Below are 16392 nucleotides of genomic sequence, written 5' to 3' on the forward strand. Positions count from 1 at the left end.
TCGCCCCTTAATGCTACCTGACGGCGGCCCAGATACCTCGCGCCAGGTTGCTGGGCCGCCGTCGGGTAGTAATTGGGGAACGTTTCATCCCCGGGCTGCGCCCAGATCCTCGCGGAAGGCTCGGCCCGCCGCACCCAAATCACCACATGAGGTGATGAAACGGAAGCCCTGTTCCTTGCGCAGCTTCGCCTCCTCGCCGTCGCCGCAGTGGATTCCCGGAACCGCCCCGGCGGCATCGGCGGCCGTGCGGATCCGCACGAGCGCCTCGGCGTGGGCCTCGTTGTGCTGGCCGGGCAGCGCGCCGACGGCGAACGCGAGATCCGACGGACCGACGTACACCCCGTCGATTCCCGGCACGGCGCAGATGTCCTCGACCGCGGCCAGTCCCTCCTCGTTCTCGATCATGACGAACAGCAGCGGCCGCTCATCCCGGGTGTCCTGCACAGCGCCGTGCATGATCTCGGCTGTCGGTCCCCACGAACGGTCCCCGCCCCGCGAGGGATAGTCGAGCGCGGCCACCGCGGCCTGCGCCTCGTCGACCGAGGACACGAGCGGAACGATGATCGCCTCGACTCCGGCGTCGGCGAGCGCACCGATCTCCGTGAATCGGTTCGCCGCGACCCGGGCGGTCACGAGCGCGTCCCCGCTGGCGCGCACGGCATCGGTCAGCCGCAGCACATTGGTGGGCCGCACCAGCCCGTGCTGCAGGTCGAGGCAGACATAGTCGAATCCGGCCGCCGACCCGGCCTTCGCCAGCTCCGGACTCGTCGACATCAACCACAGTCCGTTGTAGATCTCCCCCGCGCGCAGGCGAGCCCGATGGTTCTCAATCGCAGCAGTCATGACTGCATCGAATCACGGAATCCCACCGCCCACCAGGGGTGCCCGATATCCGGATGAACCTCGCCGAGGCGGCCCTACACGTCCGTACGCACCGTCGTCCCGCCTCGGCGACGGGAATCACTCTGCCGGGCTGTCCTCAAGGAGGGGGCCGATGACTCGGTGGCGAGCGATGACGAACGGGGCGCTGGACCCGACCTCGATGAGTTCGAGGTCGAGGCGGCGCGGCAGCAGCGGCCGTCCCTTGCCGAGGACCACCGGCGCGGTCCAGGTGATGATCTCGTCGAGGAGTCCCTCGTCGGCGAACTGCCCGGCGAGGTCGCCGCCGCCCATCACCCACAGGTCACGGTCGCCGGTGGCGGTGCACATTTCGAAATAGTGGTCAGAGACCGAGCCCTTGGCGAATCGGATATCGGGGGTCTTCCCGTCCGTCCCGGCTTCGGGCAGGCCGAGCTTCCGGTGAGTCAGCACCCATGCGGGAACCTCGTAGGGCCACGGTCCGTCGAGGTTGCGCAGCACCCATTCGTACGTCGTCGCGCCCATGACGACGGCTCCGACGCCGTCGATGAACCCGTCATCCGGCGGTTCTTCGGTCTGGCGCAGCAGCCATTCGAGTGAGTCGTTCGGGTCCGCGATGAACCCGTCGAGCGTGGTCGCGGTGTAGTAGACGGTACGTGCCACGGGCAGTCTCCTCCTGAGTCGGTCGCCCTTTCATCCTATGGGGCCTCCTGCCGAGGGTGCCGCGCGGCAGGGCACTTTTTGCAGCGCAGGCCGATGCAGGTGAGTGCCTCTCACCAGCTCGGTGAAACTGCAGCAGCTCGGCCCCTGGAGTCTGTTGCCGAATAGGTGGGGCGTGTTTGTCAATCCGGGCTGGGCGGTGGTTTGAGACAATGAAGCATGGCGCTCAACTACCGTCCAGTCGATCGGGACCAGCAGTTCCTCCTCCCTCCAGACATGAGGGAATGGTTGCCAGCAGATCACCTGGTGTGGGTGATCGAGGCACTCGTGGCAGATATGGACACAACACCATTCACCGGCCGTAAACGCAGACTGTCGACCACGTCTCGAGCCGGTCAACGCGGCTACGACCCCGACATGCTGTTGGTGTTGCTGCTGTATGCCTACAGTGTCGGGCAACGGTCCTCGCGAGGCATCGAGCGACTGTGTCATACCGATGTGGCTTTCCGAGTCGCCTGTGGCGGAGACATTCCTGATCACACGGTCATCTCCCGGTTCAGATCCGACCATGCTGAAGACTTCGCCGATCTCTTCACACAGGTACTCGGCGAATGCGTCAAGGCCGGTATGGGCCGAGTCGGAGTCATCGCGATCGATGGGACGAAGATCGCTGCCGATGCCTCGATGGGCTCGAACAGACGCGAGGAATACATTCGCGACCTCATCGATGAGATCACCGCCGAAGCGGCAGAGGCTGATGCCGACGACGAACAGCTCAATATCGATGACGACGATGACCAGGCGGCCAGGACAGCATTGATCGCTGGGAAGGGTGCTCGTAGCCGAAGTGGGAAAGCCGATCGGCTCGACCGTGCCCGGGAATGTGCGGACTCGATCGATCAGGCACCACCGTCGAATACGGATCGGGAGATCGAGAAGTCAGAAGGTGTGCTGGCGAAGAAGGAAGCGGTGTATCAAGCCGCCTACGACGAACGCTTGGCTCGTTACCACGCCTGGCGGGCCGCGCCCGTCCACAGTCGCGGACAGAGACCGGTGATGCATCCGGAGGAATATCCGCGACTGAGGGCGAAGAAGGATGTCATCGAGCGGTCCCGGGATGCGATTGCGGCGAAGAAGGCCAAGCTCGCTGCAGCCGAGGTCGCTCAGTCGAAGACGAGGAATCTCACGGACCCGGACTCACGGTTGATGAAGAACCGGTTCGGGTTCGTTCAGGGCTATAACCTTCAGTTGTCTGTCTCTGATGATCATGTGATCCTCGCGGCTGAGACGTTTGCGGACGCGGTTGATGTTGGCTTGTTCGAGCCGATGCTCAAGGCCACAGCCCGGGAGTATGAGGCTGCGTGCGGGGTCGAGCCTGAGATCGGGTTGGCTCTGGCTGATGCGGGATATCACTCGACGCAGAATCTGGAGTGTCCTGGCCCGGACCGGTTGCTTCCGGATCGTCAGTCGCGGAAATTGTCGAAGGTCGATGCGGTGGCCGAGGTATCGAAATCAGCACCGATCCAAGCAATGAGAGAGCGGATGGCCGTTCCTGCCAATCTTGAGTTGTACAAACGGCGGGGTGCGTTGGTCGAACCAGCCAATGGGTGGGTCAAAGAAAGACGTGGTCTTCGTCGATTCAGTATGAGGGGTCTGAAGAAGGTCGCTGGTGAAGCCAAGCTCATGGCTGCTGTGGTCAATATTGGTCGGTTGAACGCGGTGAGAGGATTCGCTGCCACGGTCTGAAGAGACTCGAGGGGGTGAGGAGTATTGATGGGCCCGATATCGGTACTGGTATCAGGCCCATCAAAGTCGTTCTAGCCCCTTTTGCGGGTACTGTTGCCAGCCGAGAGTGTTACGTGTGCCCTGGCGGAGTAGAGAACCGTGAAACGATTCTCTACCGCCACCTATTCGGCAACAGACTCCCTGGGCCAATCTGCTGTAGTTTCACCAAGCCGAGGCCGGCCGCGGAGTGGCAACCACCCAGACGATCAGCCGAAACCTAGCCTCAAACCTCCCCGGTCCGCAGCGCCTCGGCGATGTACTCGGCCTGCCGGATCGCCAGTGCCGCGATCGTCAGTGTCGGGTTCGCCGCGGCGCCGGTGGTGAACACCGATCCGTCGGAGATGAAGAGGTTCTTCACGTCGTGGGTCCGGCCCCACTTGTCGACGACCCCGTCTTCGGGACGTTCGCTCATCCGCGCCGTGCCGAGGTTGTGCGTCGACGGGTACGGCGGAGTGTGGTGGGACGTCTGCGCCCCGACCGCCTCGTAGACTCTCTGCCCTGCTGCGTAGGCATGTTCGCGCATCGCCAGATCATTGGTGTGATCGTCGTAGTGGACGTTGGGCACGGGCAGTCCGTTCGTGTCCTTGACCGTCGTATTCAGCGTCACCCGGTTGTTCTCCTGCGGCATGTCCTCACCGACGATCCACATTCCCGCGGTGTTGAGGTACCGGTCGAGCAGCGCCGCGAAGTCCGGTCCCCACCCGCCGGGTTCGACGAAGGAGGCCATGAATGCCGGGCCCAGCGAGATCGTCTCCATGTAGTAACCACCGGAGAATCCGCGGTCGGGATCATGGATCGACTCGTCGGCGATGACCCCGGCCATCGTCTCCCCGCGGTACATCCGAACGGGCTTGGCGAAGTGACCCCACACGGTGCCGGTCAGGTGGCGCATATAGTTCCGTCCCACATGGCCGGAGGAATTCGCCAACCCGTCGGGGAAGGACGGTGTGCCGGACAGCAGAAGCAACCTCGGCGTCTCGATCGAGTTGCCAGCAACTGCCGCCTATTTCGCGATCTATCGCGGTTCGGACATCATCCTCACCTACTGCTCCGACTGCGAGAAGCACCCGCGACTGCGGCCTCTGCGCTTCGGCTTCCACGAGGCGGCGCACGCCACCGCCTTCGGCAAGATCCTCCTGGCCGGAATGCCCGAACCTCAGCGCACCGACTACCTCGAGGCGCGGGGAATGCAGGTGCTGACTCCGCAGACGATGATCAGTCGGGAGGCTCTCGATCCCCATCTCGCCGAGGTGGCCACCCGCGGAATCGCCTGGGAGCACGAGAAGTTCCTGCCACGTCAGACCTGCGCGGCCGTGCCGGTGCGCAATGGCACGGGGATGCAGGTCGGGGCGATGGCGGTCAGCACTCCCTCATCGAAGATGACGGGACGGGCGAAGTTGGTCGAGTCGACCCTGCGAGAGCATGCGGGCCTGGCGTCGAGCTACCTGCGCGGCGGTTCGGTCACCGTCCCCGTCGCCGAATACCCGTGAGTCGAGCACGTTGGAGCCGCGCATTCCCCGCCGCCGAACACGCGTGAACACATGGGTGAACTGTCACTTTATCGCCATATGAGAAGAACCGTGTCTTACTGACTGCGATTGAGCTGAGAATGATCGTGCGCGCTCACAGTTGAGAACTCAAGGAGGAGAAATGGGCACGACCAACAGCGTCGCAGTGGTGACGGGGTCCGCACGGGGAATCGGACAGGGCATTGCGCAGAGGCTCGGAGCCGATGGCCATCATGTCATCGTCGCGGACCTGCCGAGCATGCAGGATGGGGTCAACGAGACCGTCACAATGATCGAAAGCGCAGGCGGGAAGGCCACCGGCGCCGAAGTGGACGTCACGGACGAGGATTCGCTGAGCCGCCTCGTCGAGGTGGCAGTCGACGCGGGAGGGAAACTCGACGTCTTCGTCGCAAACGCCGGAATCGCCCAGGTCGAACCCCTCATCGACTATTCGAAGGCGGATTTCGAGAAGATCGTCGACGTCAACCTCACCGGCGTCTTCCTGTCGTATCAGGCTGCGGCGAAGCAGATGATCGAGCAGGGCAACGGCGGCAAGATCATCGGCGCCGCCTCGATCGTCGCGTTCCGTCCCTTCGCGCTGTTCTCGCCGTATTCGGCGACGAAATGGGCGGTGCGCGGACTGACCCAGGGAGCTGCGATGGAGTGGGCCAAGCACGGCGTCACTGTCAACGCCTACGGTCCCGGCATCGTCGGCACCGCGATGTGGGATCTCATCGATGAGAAGCTCGCCGCCGAGGAAGGGCTGGCCAAGGGTGAGGCGATCAAGAAATATGCTGGTGACATCCTCATGGGCCGGGTGTCCGTGCCTGAGGACGTCGCGAACCTCGTGTCGTTCCTCGCCAGCGAGGACTCCGATTACATCACCGGACAGACCATGCTCGTCGACGGCGGAATGCAGTTCTCGTAACGTTGTCGCTGAGAGCAGAAACCGACACCGCCACACCCACATCTCCACCCGAGAGAACAACCACAGAGAGAAGGAAGAAGACATGATCTTCATCGTCGTAAAGTTCCCCGTCAAGCCCGAACTGGCCGACCAGTGGCCCGAGCTGACCCGCGAGTTCACTGAGGCGACCCGTGCCGAACCGGGCAACAAATGGTTCGAGTGGTCGCGCAGCCTCGATGACCCGAACGAGTACGTCCTCGTCGAAGCCTTCGACGACGATGCCGCGGAAGCGCATGTGAAGTCCGATCACTTCCAGGCCGCGACCGCCACGGGCGGGCCGATGCACTCCGCACTGACAGCGACCCCGAAGATCATCTCCCGTCAGATCGACGGCGACGATTGGGATGCGATGGGCGAGCTGCAGGTCGACTGATCCTCCACCGAGGCGGCCGTCCCGATCGGGACGACCTCATCCGCCGAGACAGCCGCGCGGGTCCGCTGATGCGTTCAGCGGACCCGCGCCAGGTTCTGGGCACCGGCAAACTTAACAGCTTGGTGAAACTGCAGCAGCTCGATGCAGGGACCAAGCTGGTGCAGCTTCACCAAGCTGAACGATCACTTCTGCGGCAGGTACACTTTCTGGCTCTCGACCCAGTCGTCGAGCACGGCCTCGCGATCCTCGAACTTCTCGGTCGGGAAAGCAAGCCCCTTCGTCGGCACACTGGCGCCGAGTTCGACGAGCAGCGGTCGCAGGGTCGTCTCCACCGCCAGGGTGTGCGCGGGGGAGCCGATCGTGAAGACCGGGATCGCGGTCAGCCCATGCAGACCGCCAGCGTCGTACCGGTCGAGAAAGGCTTTGAGCAGTCCGGTGTAGCTGGCCTTATAGGTCGGCGTGGCGATGACGGCGTAGTCGGCGGTGGCCAGACGCTCGGTGAGTGTGTTGAGGCGGTCGGACTTCCAGGAGAAGATCTGGTCGGTCACCTCGGCGAGTTCGATCGTTTCGTCGATCTCGGATCCGGTCACCTCGGCGATCTTGGCGGTGAGGTCTTCGGCAACTTGGCGGGTTCGCGAATTTGGGCTCGGGTTGCCGACGACGACGGCGATGCGTGTGGTCATATGGGGTCCTCTCCTCGAGTGTTCACCGGGTCATTGCGCCCAGACACCCACACTAGAAGCGGTCAGCCATTGCGAAAGCACTGCCGTTCATCTGGCGTCATCGCAGTGATGCTCGGGGTCGCACACGTGGTTCCCCGAATCAGCGGGAACAGATTGTCGTTTCGCGACTCGAAAATCTACATTCTGCTCCCGCAGAATCGGACCGATCCGGCTCCGACCGACCACCTGCTATCTGCCGCCACCGCCAGCTTTCTGCTCGAGGTGATACCGAATCTTCCGCTCAAGCTCCGCCCTGCTCATCTGGCTCGTCACCCTCAGCACCTCCCACCCCTCGTGCCGCAGAGCCTCGTCTCTGGCGATGTCACTTGTCCATTGTGATTTGGACAGCAGGTGGTGTTCACCTTCGTATTCGAGCGCCAACTTCACGTGGGGATAGCCCAAGTCCGGCTCGACTGTGCGGTTGAGCAGACGACAGTAGACCCGTGGATGGACCACAGGTTCCGGCAGTCCACGGCTCAGTGCCCACAGTCGAAGGTTCGTCTCCTGCGGCGAATCTACGTCTTCCCTGATCAGTGACAGTACTGAGTCGACCTGCGCTCGCTGCCTCAGGTAATTCCGCTGTGTGATCTTCGTCCTCAGGAACTCGAGGCTGCACAACGGCGGTCCGTGCCATCCGCCGACGATCGCATCACCGAGGGCAACGAGCTCGTCACGGGTCAGCTCGGCGCTGAGATCGAGGAAGACCCCGACCGGCGAATGCATCGGCAGCTCAAGCCAGTACCCGGCTTCCTCACGCGCGTGTCGGCGCACGGTCGTCCCCTTCCGCGCCACCTTTCTGCCCGGGTCGAAAGTGACCAGGTGCAGATGCTCATCGATGAGTCTGTGCGGCAGTGGCAAACCGAACAGTCGCGCGGCCGTGGCACCCCCTGCGACGATCCCGGGAACGACCATGGTCATCGCCCTGAGCCGAAGGCTCTCCTCCATCCACTTCTCATCGGCCCAGCTCGGAGTCGGGTGCTCGACACATCGCACCTCATCCCGGCGGATGCCCGCCGTGACGGCACTGAAACGCGGGTCATACCGCAGATGATGCCGGCTGATCCCCCGTTCCTCGGCCTCACTGGTTCTGAAGAGTGACGGATAGCTGCGTTGCTCGATGAGGAGGTCCATGACCAGTAGGAGAGTCGGATACGCTCCCGACCGCAAGGCACCCACTTCCACCCTGTGGACGCCGCTGACGTCTCCACAGGGCGCCGACACGCGAGTCCGGAGCCGTCCACAGCTCTTAGACGCACGAGTGACGCCACCTTCCCTTCCCGCCAGAACCGGGCCTTCAGGCAGATTCTTCAGGATTTCCCGGGAGAAGAATGCAGAGATTCCGAGCTGAAACCGACATTCTTCTCCCGCCGAAGCCCAGGCCCCCGCCGGAAATGCTTGCTCTACCCACAGGCATCAGCGCTTGAGTGGGCACTCGCACCCTCCGGCAGGAAGGAACAGCCCTACTCCCCCGCCTGCTTCCGCGCGCCGAGTGCCAGTCGGGCGATGTCGCGCAGCACTTCGAGCTCCTCACTGCCGTCGAGCACCGCCCGCAGCTCGACGGCGGCCCGGCTGAGCAGGGTGCGATAGGCGCCGGCGACGTTGTCCGGCTCCCGGGTCAGCGGGTAGGACACGCAGAGGGCGAACACGATCGCACCGACGGTGAAAGCCACACTCGCCGAGGCGGTCCCGGCCACCCGTGCCTGCTTCGTCGCGTAGAACTCCGCCGGATTCCCCGGACCGCACAGCGCCAGGGCCGCCGAGCCGCCGTCGACGAGCGGCAGCACCGCCCCGACTCCGCGCGAGACGCGCAGCTCGTGGTCGGCTTCGACATTGCGCACGCACACCCGATCCTCACCGACGCGGACCCACAGCTGCACGGACTCTCCGGTCATCGTCCGCAGATGGTCGAGCACCGAGTTCGTCGTGGCGATATTGCGCCGACCCGGGAACGGCCCCAACCGAAGCAGCCCGGACGAATCACGGACGATGAAATTGTGCTCCCGCAGGTCGTTCAGCAGCCGGTACGTCGTCGACTTCGAATAGCCGAGACGGCGACACACCTTTGCAGCAGTCATCGGCGAGTCCTGGAGGACGGCGAGGATGGCCGCACTGCGGTCGATGACACCGATCTCCGCCGGCGCCTGCTGAGAGCTCTTCATCCCCATTCCTCACGACACCGTCACATCGGCGAGCAGCTTCCGCCGGGACACCCACCACCGGAAGACGATCGGCCCCACGATGCCGAGCACCATGAGGATGATGATCGACAGCGACACCGGCCTGGTGACCAAGGGCGCGAACGTTCCGCCGGAGATCTGCAGCATGCGCCGGAAGTTGTCCTCGAGCAGCGGCACGAGCACAAGTGCGAGGATCGCCGGGGCCAAGGGGATCCCGCCCTTCTCCATGAGGTAACCGATGACTCCGAAGATGCCGAGCATCATCAGGCCGAACAGGCTGAATTCGATGGCGTAGGCACCGATGACCACGAGCACGAGGATCGCAGAGAAGAGGATCTCCTTCGGCATCTTCAACAGCTTCACGAAGACTCCGACCAGCGGCAGGTTGAGGATGATGAGCGCGATGTTGCCGATGTACATGCTGGCAATGATCGTCCAGATCAGACCGGTGTCGTCCCGGAAGATCAGCGGCCCGGGCTGCAGACCGTACATCGTGAACACGAAGAGCAGCAGCGCCGTCGTCGCCGAACCCGGGATGCCCAGGCTGAACAGCGGAATCATCGCACCGCCCACACCGGCGTTGTTGGCCGCCTCGGGACCGGCCACGCCTTCGATGGCGCCGTGACCGAATTCGTCCTTCCGCTTCGAGATCCGCTTCTCCATGATGTAGGACATGAACGAGGCCAGCGAGGGACCGACGCCGGGCAGGATGCCGATGATGAAACCGAGCACCGAACCGCGGGCCCACGGCCCGGTCGACCGCTGCCAGTCCTGCTTCGTCATCCACTTGTCTTCGCCGAAGCCCTGGATCTCGTCCTTGGCCCCGCGCCCGAGCGCGAGGTTCCGGATCGCCTCGGGGATGGCGAAGAGCGCCATCGCGAAGATCGTGAAGTCGATCCCGTCGGAGAGCAGATCGACGCCGAAGGTCTGCCGGGGCAGTCCGGTCTGGAAATCCAGCCCGATGAGGCCGACAGCCAGGCCGATGAAGATCGAGATGAGCGCCTTGGCCCGCGAACCCGCCGACATCGTCGACGCGAGCAGCAGGGCCGTGGCCATGAGCAGGAAGTATTCGGTGGCGCCGAAGACGTTCGCGAGTTTGACGAGCACGGGCGAGAGGAACGTCAGCCCGATGATCGCCAGGGTCCCGGCGAGGAACGACCCGATCGCCGCGGTCGCCAGCGCCGCCTTGCCGCGACCTCGGCGAGCCATCTCGTAGCCTTCGATCGCGGTCACCGCACTGGCGACCTCACCAGGGGTTTTGATGAGGGTCGCGGTGATCGAGCCGCCGTACATCGACCCGTAGTAGATTCCGCACAGCAGAATGAGACCGTGGACCGGTTCCATGCCGAAGGAGACCGGAATGAGGATCGCGATTGCGGAGATCGGTCCGATTCCCGGCAGCACTCCGACGACGGTGCCCAACAGCACGCCGAGGAGGGCGAAGGCGAGGCTGGCCGGCTCCACCGCCGAGGCGAAGCCGCCTCCCAGATCGATGAGAGTATCCATGTCCGCCCCCTAACCCAGAATCCCGACAGGCAGGTACACGGCGACTCCGTAGACGAACGCCGCGTAGACCAGGCCCGCGAAGACGACGGAGAAGATGAGATTGCGGATCCACTTCTCCGGCGAGTAGATGCTCGTCAGCCCCATGAGGAACGCCGCCGTGGACAGCAGGAAGCCGACGGGGATGAGAACGCCCAAATAGACGAAGAAGAGCGCGAACTGGAACACGACCTTGCGTACCTGCGGCTCCGGCGGAGCATCGAGGACGACCCCGCCGACCGCTTCGTCCGTACCGGCCGTCTCCAGGGACGACTCCCCCGCCGAGGCGGCGCTGCGGTCCGCGTCTCCGCTCACCGAGGCGGTCCCGCCGCCCGCGCCGGAGCCGGGCACGGACCCCGTACCCGCCCCAGCGGATCCCGCAGACCCGGGCCCCGCCTCGGCGAGGGTGTCCTTCCGGTGCCGGACGATGGCCTGCCCGGCGAGGAAGAGGCCGAGCACGACGAGCCCGATGCCGACGATGGCGGGGAAGGTGCGCGGGGTGACGATGTTCGCGGTCTCCTGGATGGAGAACGTCGCGATGTAGTAGACCGCGCCGATGACGGCGATGGCGCCGCCGGTGACGAGGTCGGTGCGGAAAGCGGTCATTTGCTGTTACCCAGGTCGGTTTCCTTCACGCCTTCTTCCACCGTCTTCGCAGCGTCGTCGACGTAGGCCTGAGCCTCGTCTCCGGTGTGGAATTCGGTGGCCCACTGGTTGTTCTTCACCGTCTCCTGCCAGGCGTCGGACTTGCTCACGTCTTCGAGTGCTGTGGCCCAGAAGTCCACGGCTTCCTGCGGCATTTCGGCGGGTCCGTAGACTCCGCGCCAGTTGCCCAAGGTCACGTCGTAGCCGGAGTCCTTCGCGGTGGGCACCTTGTCGAACGGGGCGGCGAGCGGCTTCTGCGCGAAGGTGACGAGCGGTTCGATGTCGCCGGATTCGATGACGGAGCGGAATTCGCTCATTCCGGCGATCGCGACCTTCGCGTCTCCGTTGAGCATGGCCGTGGTCTGTTCGCCGCCGCCGTCGTAGTTGACGAAGTTGATGTCGGCCGGGTCGATGCCGGCTTCCTTCGCGAACAGCGCGAACGGCAGAGTGTCGTCGCCGGCGGCCGCGACGGTGACCTTCTGCGGGTCGTCCTTGAGAGCCTTGACCAGGGCGTCGAGGTCCTTGAAGTCCCCGTCCTTCGGGGTCACGACCATGAAGTCCTCGACGTAGAGGGTGGCGATGAGGGTTGCGTCCTCGGGGCCGAACTTGCACAGCTTGCGCGCCTTCATCGTCTGGCTGGCCAGGGAGGTGATCGCGATCTGGTCGTCCTTGCCCTTCTCCTGCTGCATCATCGACGTCAGCCAGGAGCAGCCGGTGCCGCCGGGCTTGTTCTGCACGGGCAGCGGAGTGGAGACGATGTCCTCCTTCTGCAGCGCCTCGACGAGAGCGCGGGCCGTGGTGTCCCAGCCGGATCCGGGTTCGGCCGGAGCGGTGACCGAGACCGGCCCCGTCGGATAGTCCCCGCCTTCGCCCGGAGGCTGCGCCTTGTTCCCGCAGGCGGTGGCGACGAGGGCGACCGTGGCGAGCACGGCCCCGATCTTCGCCGCGCGCTTGCGCGTCTTCGCCTGTCCTGTCTTCGCCGAGGCGGCTGTCCGTGTCCGTGTGATCGTCGTTGATCGCATGAGCTGTTCCCCTTGTGTGTTCGGTTCTCGATATTTGGTGGTGTGCTGGTGGTGACTCTGACTGAGCTGTCAGTCCAGACGGTGCGTCTCGGGCTGGGGTCCGTCGACCGGTGGACCCGTCGGCACCGCCGGGCCGTCCCGATAGTGGCTGTTGTGGCGCCCCGGTTCCGGCACATCGCTGCGCAGTCCGAGCCGGTTCCCGTCGAAAGTCAGCGGCAGCAGCGGCACATCGACGCTCGCCCCCGTCGGCAGCCCTGTGTGGGCGAGCGCTCCGGAGGCGACGAGGTGCGGATCGTCGGTGAGGTCGGCGGGCGTGTTGACCGGGGCGACAGGGAGTCCGCGGCGCGTGCATTTCTCTTCGATCTCGGCCAGGCTCAGCTGGGACAGTGCCTGTTGGAGTTCTGAATGGATGCGGTCGCGTTGGTCGACTCGGCCCTGGTTGGTCAGCATGTCCGGGTCGGCGGCGAGTCCGGTCAGTCCGAATTCGTCGCAGAGGTCGCGCCATTGCCCATCGGAGACGGCGGCGACGAAGACCTGGTTGTCGTCGGCGTCGCGGAAGATGTCGTAGACGGCCCAGGTGGCCTGTCGGGTCGGCATCGGGCGGGGTGGTTCGCCGCTGATCTGGGACTGTGCCATGTGGGTGCCGACGAGGAACGCGTTGTTCTCGAACAGTGCGGAGTTGATGAGTTTTCCGCGGCCGGTGGTCTCGCGCACCCGCAGTGCCGACTGGATGCCGATGACGCCGAACATTCCGCCCATGATGTCGTTGACGCTGGCGCCGGCGCGCAGCGGCTGCCCCGGCGGGCCGGTCATATAGGCCAGTCCGCCGAGCATCTGCACGACCTCGTCGAGGGCGGCCCGGTTTCCGTAGGGGCCGGAGAGGAATCCCTTGAGGGAGCAGTAGATGAGTCCGGGGTTGCGGGCGGACAGCTCCTCGTATCCGAATCCGATCGATTCCATCTTTCCGACGCGGAAGTTCTCGAGCAGGACATCGGCGGAGTCGATGAGGTCGAGGACGCGGTCACGGTCGGCCGCCTCGGCGATATCGAGTTGGACGCTGTGTTTGTTGCGGTTGAACGCGGGGAACAGCCCGGATCCGGACCCGGGCAGGTAGCGGGTCTTGTCGCCGGCTCCGCGGGGTTCGACCTTGATGACCTCGGCGCCGAGGTCGGCCAGGATCATCCCGCAGCTCGGCCCCATGACCATATGGGAGAACTCGATGACGCGGATGCCTTCGAGCGGCAGCGGTTCCATCTCAACCCCTCGCCGAGGCGGCCGCGAACCGGTCGTCGAAGACCGCGGGGGTGGCGGGGATGTCCGACAGGCTCGAGGTCAGGTCGTGGCCGACGGCGGCGATGAGGGGGTCGCGCACCTCGGTGAGCGCTTCGACGTCGACGCCGGTGGCCACGCCTTCGCGGTGGAGGAGGTGGACGAGGTCGTCGGTGCCGATGTTGCCGGCAGCGCCCGGGGCGAAGGGGCAGCCGCCGAGTCCGCCCATGGCCGCGTCGAAGTTCGAAATCCCCAGGTCGAGGGCGGCGGCGACGTTGGCCATGCCGAAGTTGTAGGTGTCGTGGAGGTGGAGGTTGACGGATTTGCCCGGGAAGGCGGCGAGGACCGCCGAGGTGTTGCGGCGGACCAGCGATGGGCTGGCGTTGCCGATGGTGTCGGCCACCCCGATTCCGTGTGCTCCGGCGTCGACGAAGGGGCGGAGGACCTCGACGAGGTGGCCCGCCTCGGTGATGCCGTCGAAGGGGCAGATGAAGCTCACGGCGGTCGTGATGTCGAAGCGAAGTCCCTGGTCACGGGCGAAGACGGCGGCATCCATGAGGCGGTTGGACGCCTCGGCGATGGAGGCGTCGGAGTTCGCTTTCGAGTGTCCTTCGGAGGCCGAGAGCACGAGTTTGATGTTCTTGGCGCCTGCGTCGACGGCACGCTGGGCGCCCTTGAGGTTGAAGACGAGGGTATAGAACTCGACCCCGTCGGCCTCGTGCGGTGCCAGACGGCGCAGCAGTTCGTCGGTATCGGCCATCTGCGGGACCTTCTTCGGATTGACGAAGGAGCCGACCTCGATGTGCTTGAGTCCCGAGCCGATGAGCTTCTCGGCCAGGGCGACCTTGACGTCGGTGGGCACGATCGCCTTTTCGATCTGCAGCCCGTCGCGCAGAGTGGTGTCGAGGATGTCAACGGTTGTGGGCCGGATCATGGGACTCCTCTACGCATGTTCCCGAATAACGGGAAACGAATCGTCGCCGCGCTCCAGTGTGCGGCGTCATATTCGTTATACATGGCCCTCTGTGCGCGAAACAGAGTTTGTTCGGCATATGAGAGGGCAGTGGGAATTGCCTGTATTGAGTCCCGTTTATCGGGAAGCCTTAGTCTTCGGCCGGTATGTCTGGATCGCGTGACCTGCGTCGAGTTCACTGCGATCGACGAGTTCGAGGTCGACGACGTTGCTCAGTCCGGCGAAGAGGTAGGTGATGCGGCCGAAGATCAGTCCGTCGGCACGCTTGAGATTGTTCGCAAGGTGGCGGTGGAAGTCGCCGCTGATGACTCCCACGCGATGATCGCAGCATCCGTCGACGGTGACGTTGATCGAGTACCTCAGCTCGCCCATGGCATAAGAATAGACCTGGGGTGTCGCCGCGGGAAGAGGTCGTCGGAGACAGCCGTGGCACGGTCGTGGCGTTCAGTCCTCAGCGCCGTCCTGGTCTGGCTCCGGGGCTGCATTCTGCTCCGGTGCCAGCCCCAACCACGACAGCACTTCGTCGGTGTGCTCGCCGAGGTCAGGCCCGAGGTGATCGATGGGGACCGATTCTCCTCCGATGACCGGAGTGATTCCCGGGAACGCGACGTCCTCCAGGACCTCCTCGCCGGTGGACACGTCGAGGTTCTGGATCATGCCGCGGGCGGCGAGCTGCTCATCGGCGACGAGGTCTTCGGCCGTGTAGATGGGCCCAGCCGGAACGCCCACTTCCTCCAGAGACTTGACGACGTCCTCGACCGAGCGCTGCGCGCACCATGCGCCGATGGCTTCGTCGAGTTCGTCGCGCCGCTGCCAACGGCCGGCATTCGTCTGCAGGTCGGCATCCTCGGCGAGGTCGGGACGCTCGATGGCCGTCATCAGTCGGCCGAAGATTCCGTCCCCGTTTCCTGCGATGACCACGGATTTCCCACCGGCGCAGAGGTAGCCGTTCGAGGGCGCGATGCCTTCCATCCGTCCGCCGGTGCGGGTGCGGACCTCGCCGAATGCGGAGTAGTCGGGGACGAGGGATTCCATCACGGAGAACATCGCCTCATTCAGCGCGACGTCGACGGTCCGCTCCGACAGCGGACCCTTGCCTTCGAAGCCGTGCGCGGATCCGACGACCGCCTCGGCGGCTCCGGCGATCTTCTGTCGCTGTCGGTCGAAGAGCATCATCACGGCGCCGAACGCCGCCTGCATTCCGGCGATCGAATCCCCGATCGAGATGCCCACGCGCACCGGTGGGCGGTCCGGGTCGCCGACGAGTTCGCGGAAGCCGGAATATCCTTCGGCGACGGCGGCGAATCCGGGCCGGGACGACATCGGGCCGGTCTGGCCGAACGCGGAGATCCGCACGAATACGAGGTCGGGGTTGGCGGCTTCGAGCACATCGGGCCCGAGCCCCCACTTCTCGAGGGTGCCGGGGCGGAAGTTCTCGAGCAGGATGTCGCTGCGGCGGACGAGTTCGAGCACGGCCTCGCGGCCCTCGTCGCTGCGCAGGTCGAGCACGACGGACTTCTTATTCCGGTTGATCGTGCGGTAGAGCATCGAGGTGGTCCCGGCCTTGAGCCGCCAGTTGCGCAGTTCGTCGCCGGTGTCGGGGCGTTCGACCTTGATCACCTCGGCGCCGAAGTCCGCGAGCATCCGCCCGGCGGTGGGTGCGGCGATGTAATTGCCGAGTTCGAGGACTCGCACACCGGAAAGGGGAAGTCGGTGCGTGCTCATGACGATGCTCCTAGTTGTGCGTGGGTCGGTTCTCCCATGGTGCCAGGTACAGGGGCCACATTCCCGGATATCCGCATCCGGGAATCTCGAATGAGTGGCATCGCAGGCCGCTCAATGATCCCGTCGCTGTCGGCCAGGTCAGTACATAGTTGGCAGCCGGGCCAGG

16 protein-coding genes and 1 pseudogene are annotated in these 16392 nt (G+C 64.8%); 4 read left to right on the forward strand and 13 right to left on the reverse strand.

Features of this window, described 5'->3' with window-relative positions; all coding sequences use genetic code 11:
* Positions 1-84 precede the first annotated feature (84 nt).
* A complete protein-coding gene (locus ACTIIH_RS00240; RefSeq protein WP_164742740.1) occupies positions 85-843 on the reverse strand; it encodes an HpcH/HpaI aldolase family protein in 759 nt (252 codons plus the stop codon).
* 117 nt (positions 844-960) lie between these two features.
* Complete coding sequence (locus tag ACTIIH_RS00245; RefSeq protein ID WP_101555522.1) at positions 961-1521, reverse strand: dihydrofolate reductase family protein; 561 nt, start codon at positions 1519-1521, stop codon at positions 961-963.
* A gap of 333 nt (positions 1522-1854) precedes the next feature.
* On the opposite strand from ACTIIH_RS00245, the gene ACTIIH_RS00250 reads away from it, so the two are divergent.
* Entirely contained in the window at positions 1855-3264 is a 1410-nt protein-coding gene (locus ACTIIH_RS00250; protein ID WP_441450039.1) for a transposase, read from the forward strand.
* Between the two features lie 262 nt (positions 3265-3526).
* Here ACTIIH_RS00250 and ACTIIH_RS00255 read toward each other — a convergent pair.
* A pseudogene (locus ACTIIH_RS00255) lies at positions 3527-4300 on the reverse strand (GMC oxidoreductase); the annotation flags it as partial.
* Here ACTIIH_RS00255 and ACTIIH_RS00260 point away from each other — a divergent pair.
* From ACTIIH_RS00260 to ACTIIH_RS00270, 3 genes are all read left to right on the forward strand, one after another.
* On the forward strand, positions 4251-4793 hold the full coding sequence (locus ACTIIH_RS00260) for an IclR family transcriptional regulator (RefSeq protein WP_101596940.1): 543 nt from the start codon (positions 4251-4253) through the stop codon (positions 4791-4793). The pseudogene ACTIIH_RS00255 and the gene ACTIIH_RS00260 overlap by 50 nt on opposite strands.
* Before the next feature lie 160 nt (positions 4794-4953).
* Positions 4954-5739, forward strand: coding sequence for an SDR family oxidoreductase (locus ACTIIH_RS00265; RefSeq protein WP_101596936.1), 786 nt, complete (start codon positions 4954-4956; stop codon positions 5737-5739).
* An 82-nt stretch (positions 5740-5821) separates the two neighbouring features.
* On the forward strand, positions 5822-6151 hold the full coding sequence (locus ACTIIH_RS00270; RefSeq protein WP_025777470.1) for a putative quinol monooxygenase: 330 nt from the start codon (positions 5822-5824) through the stop codon (positions 6149-6151).
* A gap of 182 nt (positions 6152-6333) precedes the next feature.
* On the opposite strand, the gene ACTIIH_RS00275 is transcribed toward ACTIIH_RS00270, so the two are convergent.
* The 10 genes from ACTIIH_RS00275 to ACTIIH_RS00320 form a co-directional block, all read right to left on the reverse strand.
* Entirely contained in the window at positions 6334-6834 is a 501-nt protein-coding gene (locus tag ACTIIH_RS00275; protein ID WP_101596937.1) for an NADPH-dependent FMN reductase, read from the reverse strand.
* Positions 6835-7062: 228 nt separating this feature from the next.
* The gene (locus ACTIIH_RS00280; protein ID WP_145997963.1) at positions 7063-8004 is read right to left on the reverse strand and encodes a hypothetical protein; all 942 of its coding nucleotides are present in this window, start codon (positions 8002-8004) and stop codon (positions 7063-7065) included.
* Positions 8005-8333: 329 nt separating this feature from the next.
* Positions 8334-9032, reverse strand: coding sequence for a helix-turn-helix domain-containing protein (locus ACTIIH_RS00285; RefSeq protein ID WP_257944168.1), 699 nt, complete (start codon positions 9030-9032; stop codon positions 8334-8336).
* Between the two features lie 9 nt (positions 9033-9041).
* Entirely contained in the window at positions 9042-10556 is a 1515-nt protein-coding gene (locus ACTIIH_RS00290; protein WP_101555516.1) for a tripartite tricarboxylate transporter permease, read from the reverse strand.
* Between the two features lie 9 nt (positions 10557-10565).
* Positions 10566-11198: a tripartite tricarboxylate transporter TctB family protein gene (locus ACTIIH_RS00295; RefSeq protein WP_441449968.1), complete on the reverse strand. Its 633-nt coding sequence runs from the start codon at positions 11196-11198 to the stop codon at positions 10566-10568.
* A complete protein-coding gene (locus ACTIIH_RS00300) occupies positions 11195-12259 on the reverse strand; it encodes a Bug family tripartite tricarboxylate transporter substrate binding protein (protein WP_441449969.1) in 1065 nt (354 codons plus the stop codon). The genes ACTIIH_RS00295 and ACTIIH_RS00300 overlap by 4 nt, the downstream gene beginning before the upstream one ends.
* A gap of 69 nt (positions 12260-12328) precedes the next feature.
* Positions 12329-13513 (reverse strand): CaiB/BaiF CoA transferase family protein, encoded by a 1185-nt coding sequence (locus tag ACTIIH_RS00305; RefSeq protein WP_101555513.1) that lies wholly within the window; start codon positions 13511-13513, stop codon positions 12329-12331.
* 1 nt (position 13514) lies between these two features.
* Positions 13515-14462, reverse strand: a complete 948-nt coding sequence (locus ACTIIH_RS00310; protein ID WP_101596276.1) for a hydroxymethylglutaryl-CoA lyase — start codon at positions 14460-14462, stop codon at positions 13515-13517.
* 156 nt (positions 14463-14618) lie between these two features.
* Entirely contained in the window at positions 14619-14873 is a 255-nt protein-coding gene (locus ACTIIH_RS00315) for a hypothetical protein (protein ID WP_101596277.1), read from the reverse strand.
* Positions 14874-14945: 72 nt separating this feature from the next.
* On the reverse strand, positions 14946-16226 hold the full coding sequence (locus ACTIIH_RS00320; protein WP_441449970.1) for a CaiB/BaiF CoA transferase family protein: 1281 nt from the start codon (positions 16224-16226) through the stop codon (positions 14946-14948).
* Positions 16227-16392 lie beyond the last annotated feature (166 nt).

This window comes from Brevibacterium sp. (assembly GCF_052105255.1).
Classification (GTDB): Bacteria; Actinomycetota; Actinomycetes; order Actinomycetales; family Brevibacteriaceae; genus Brevibacterium; species Brevibacterium linens_B.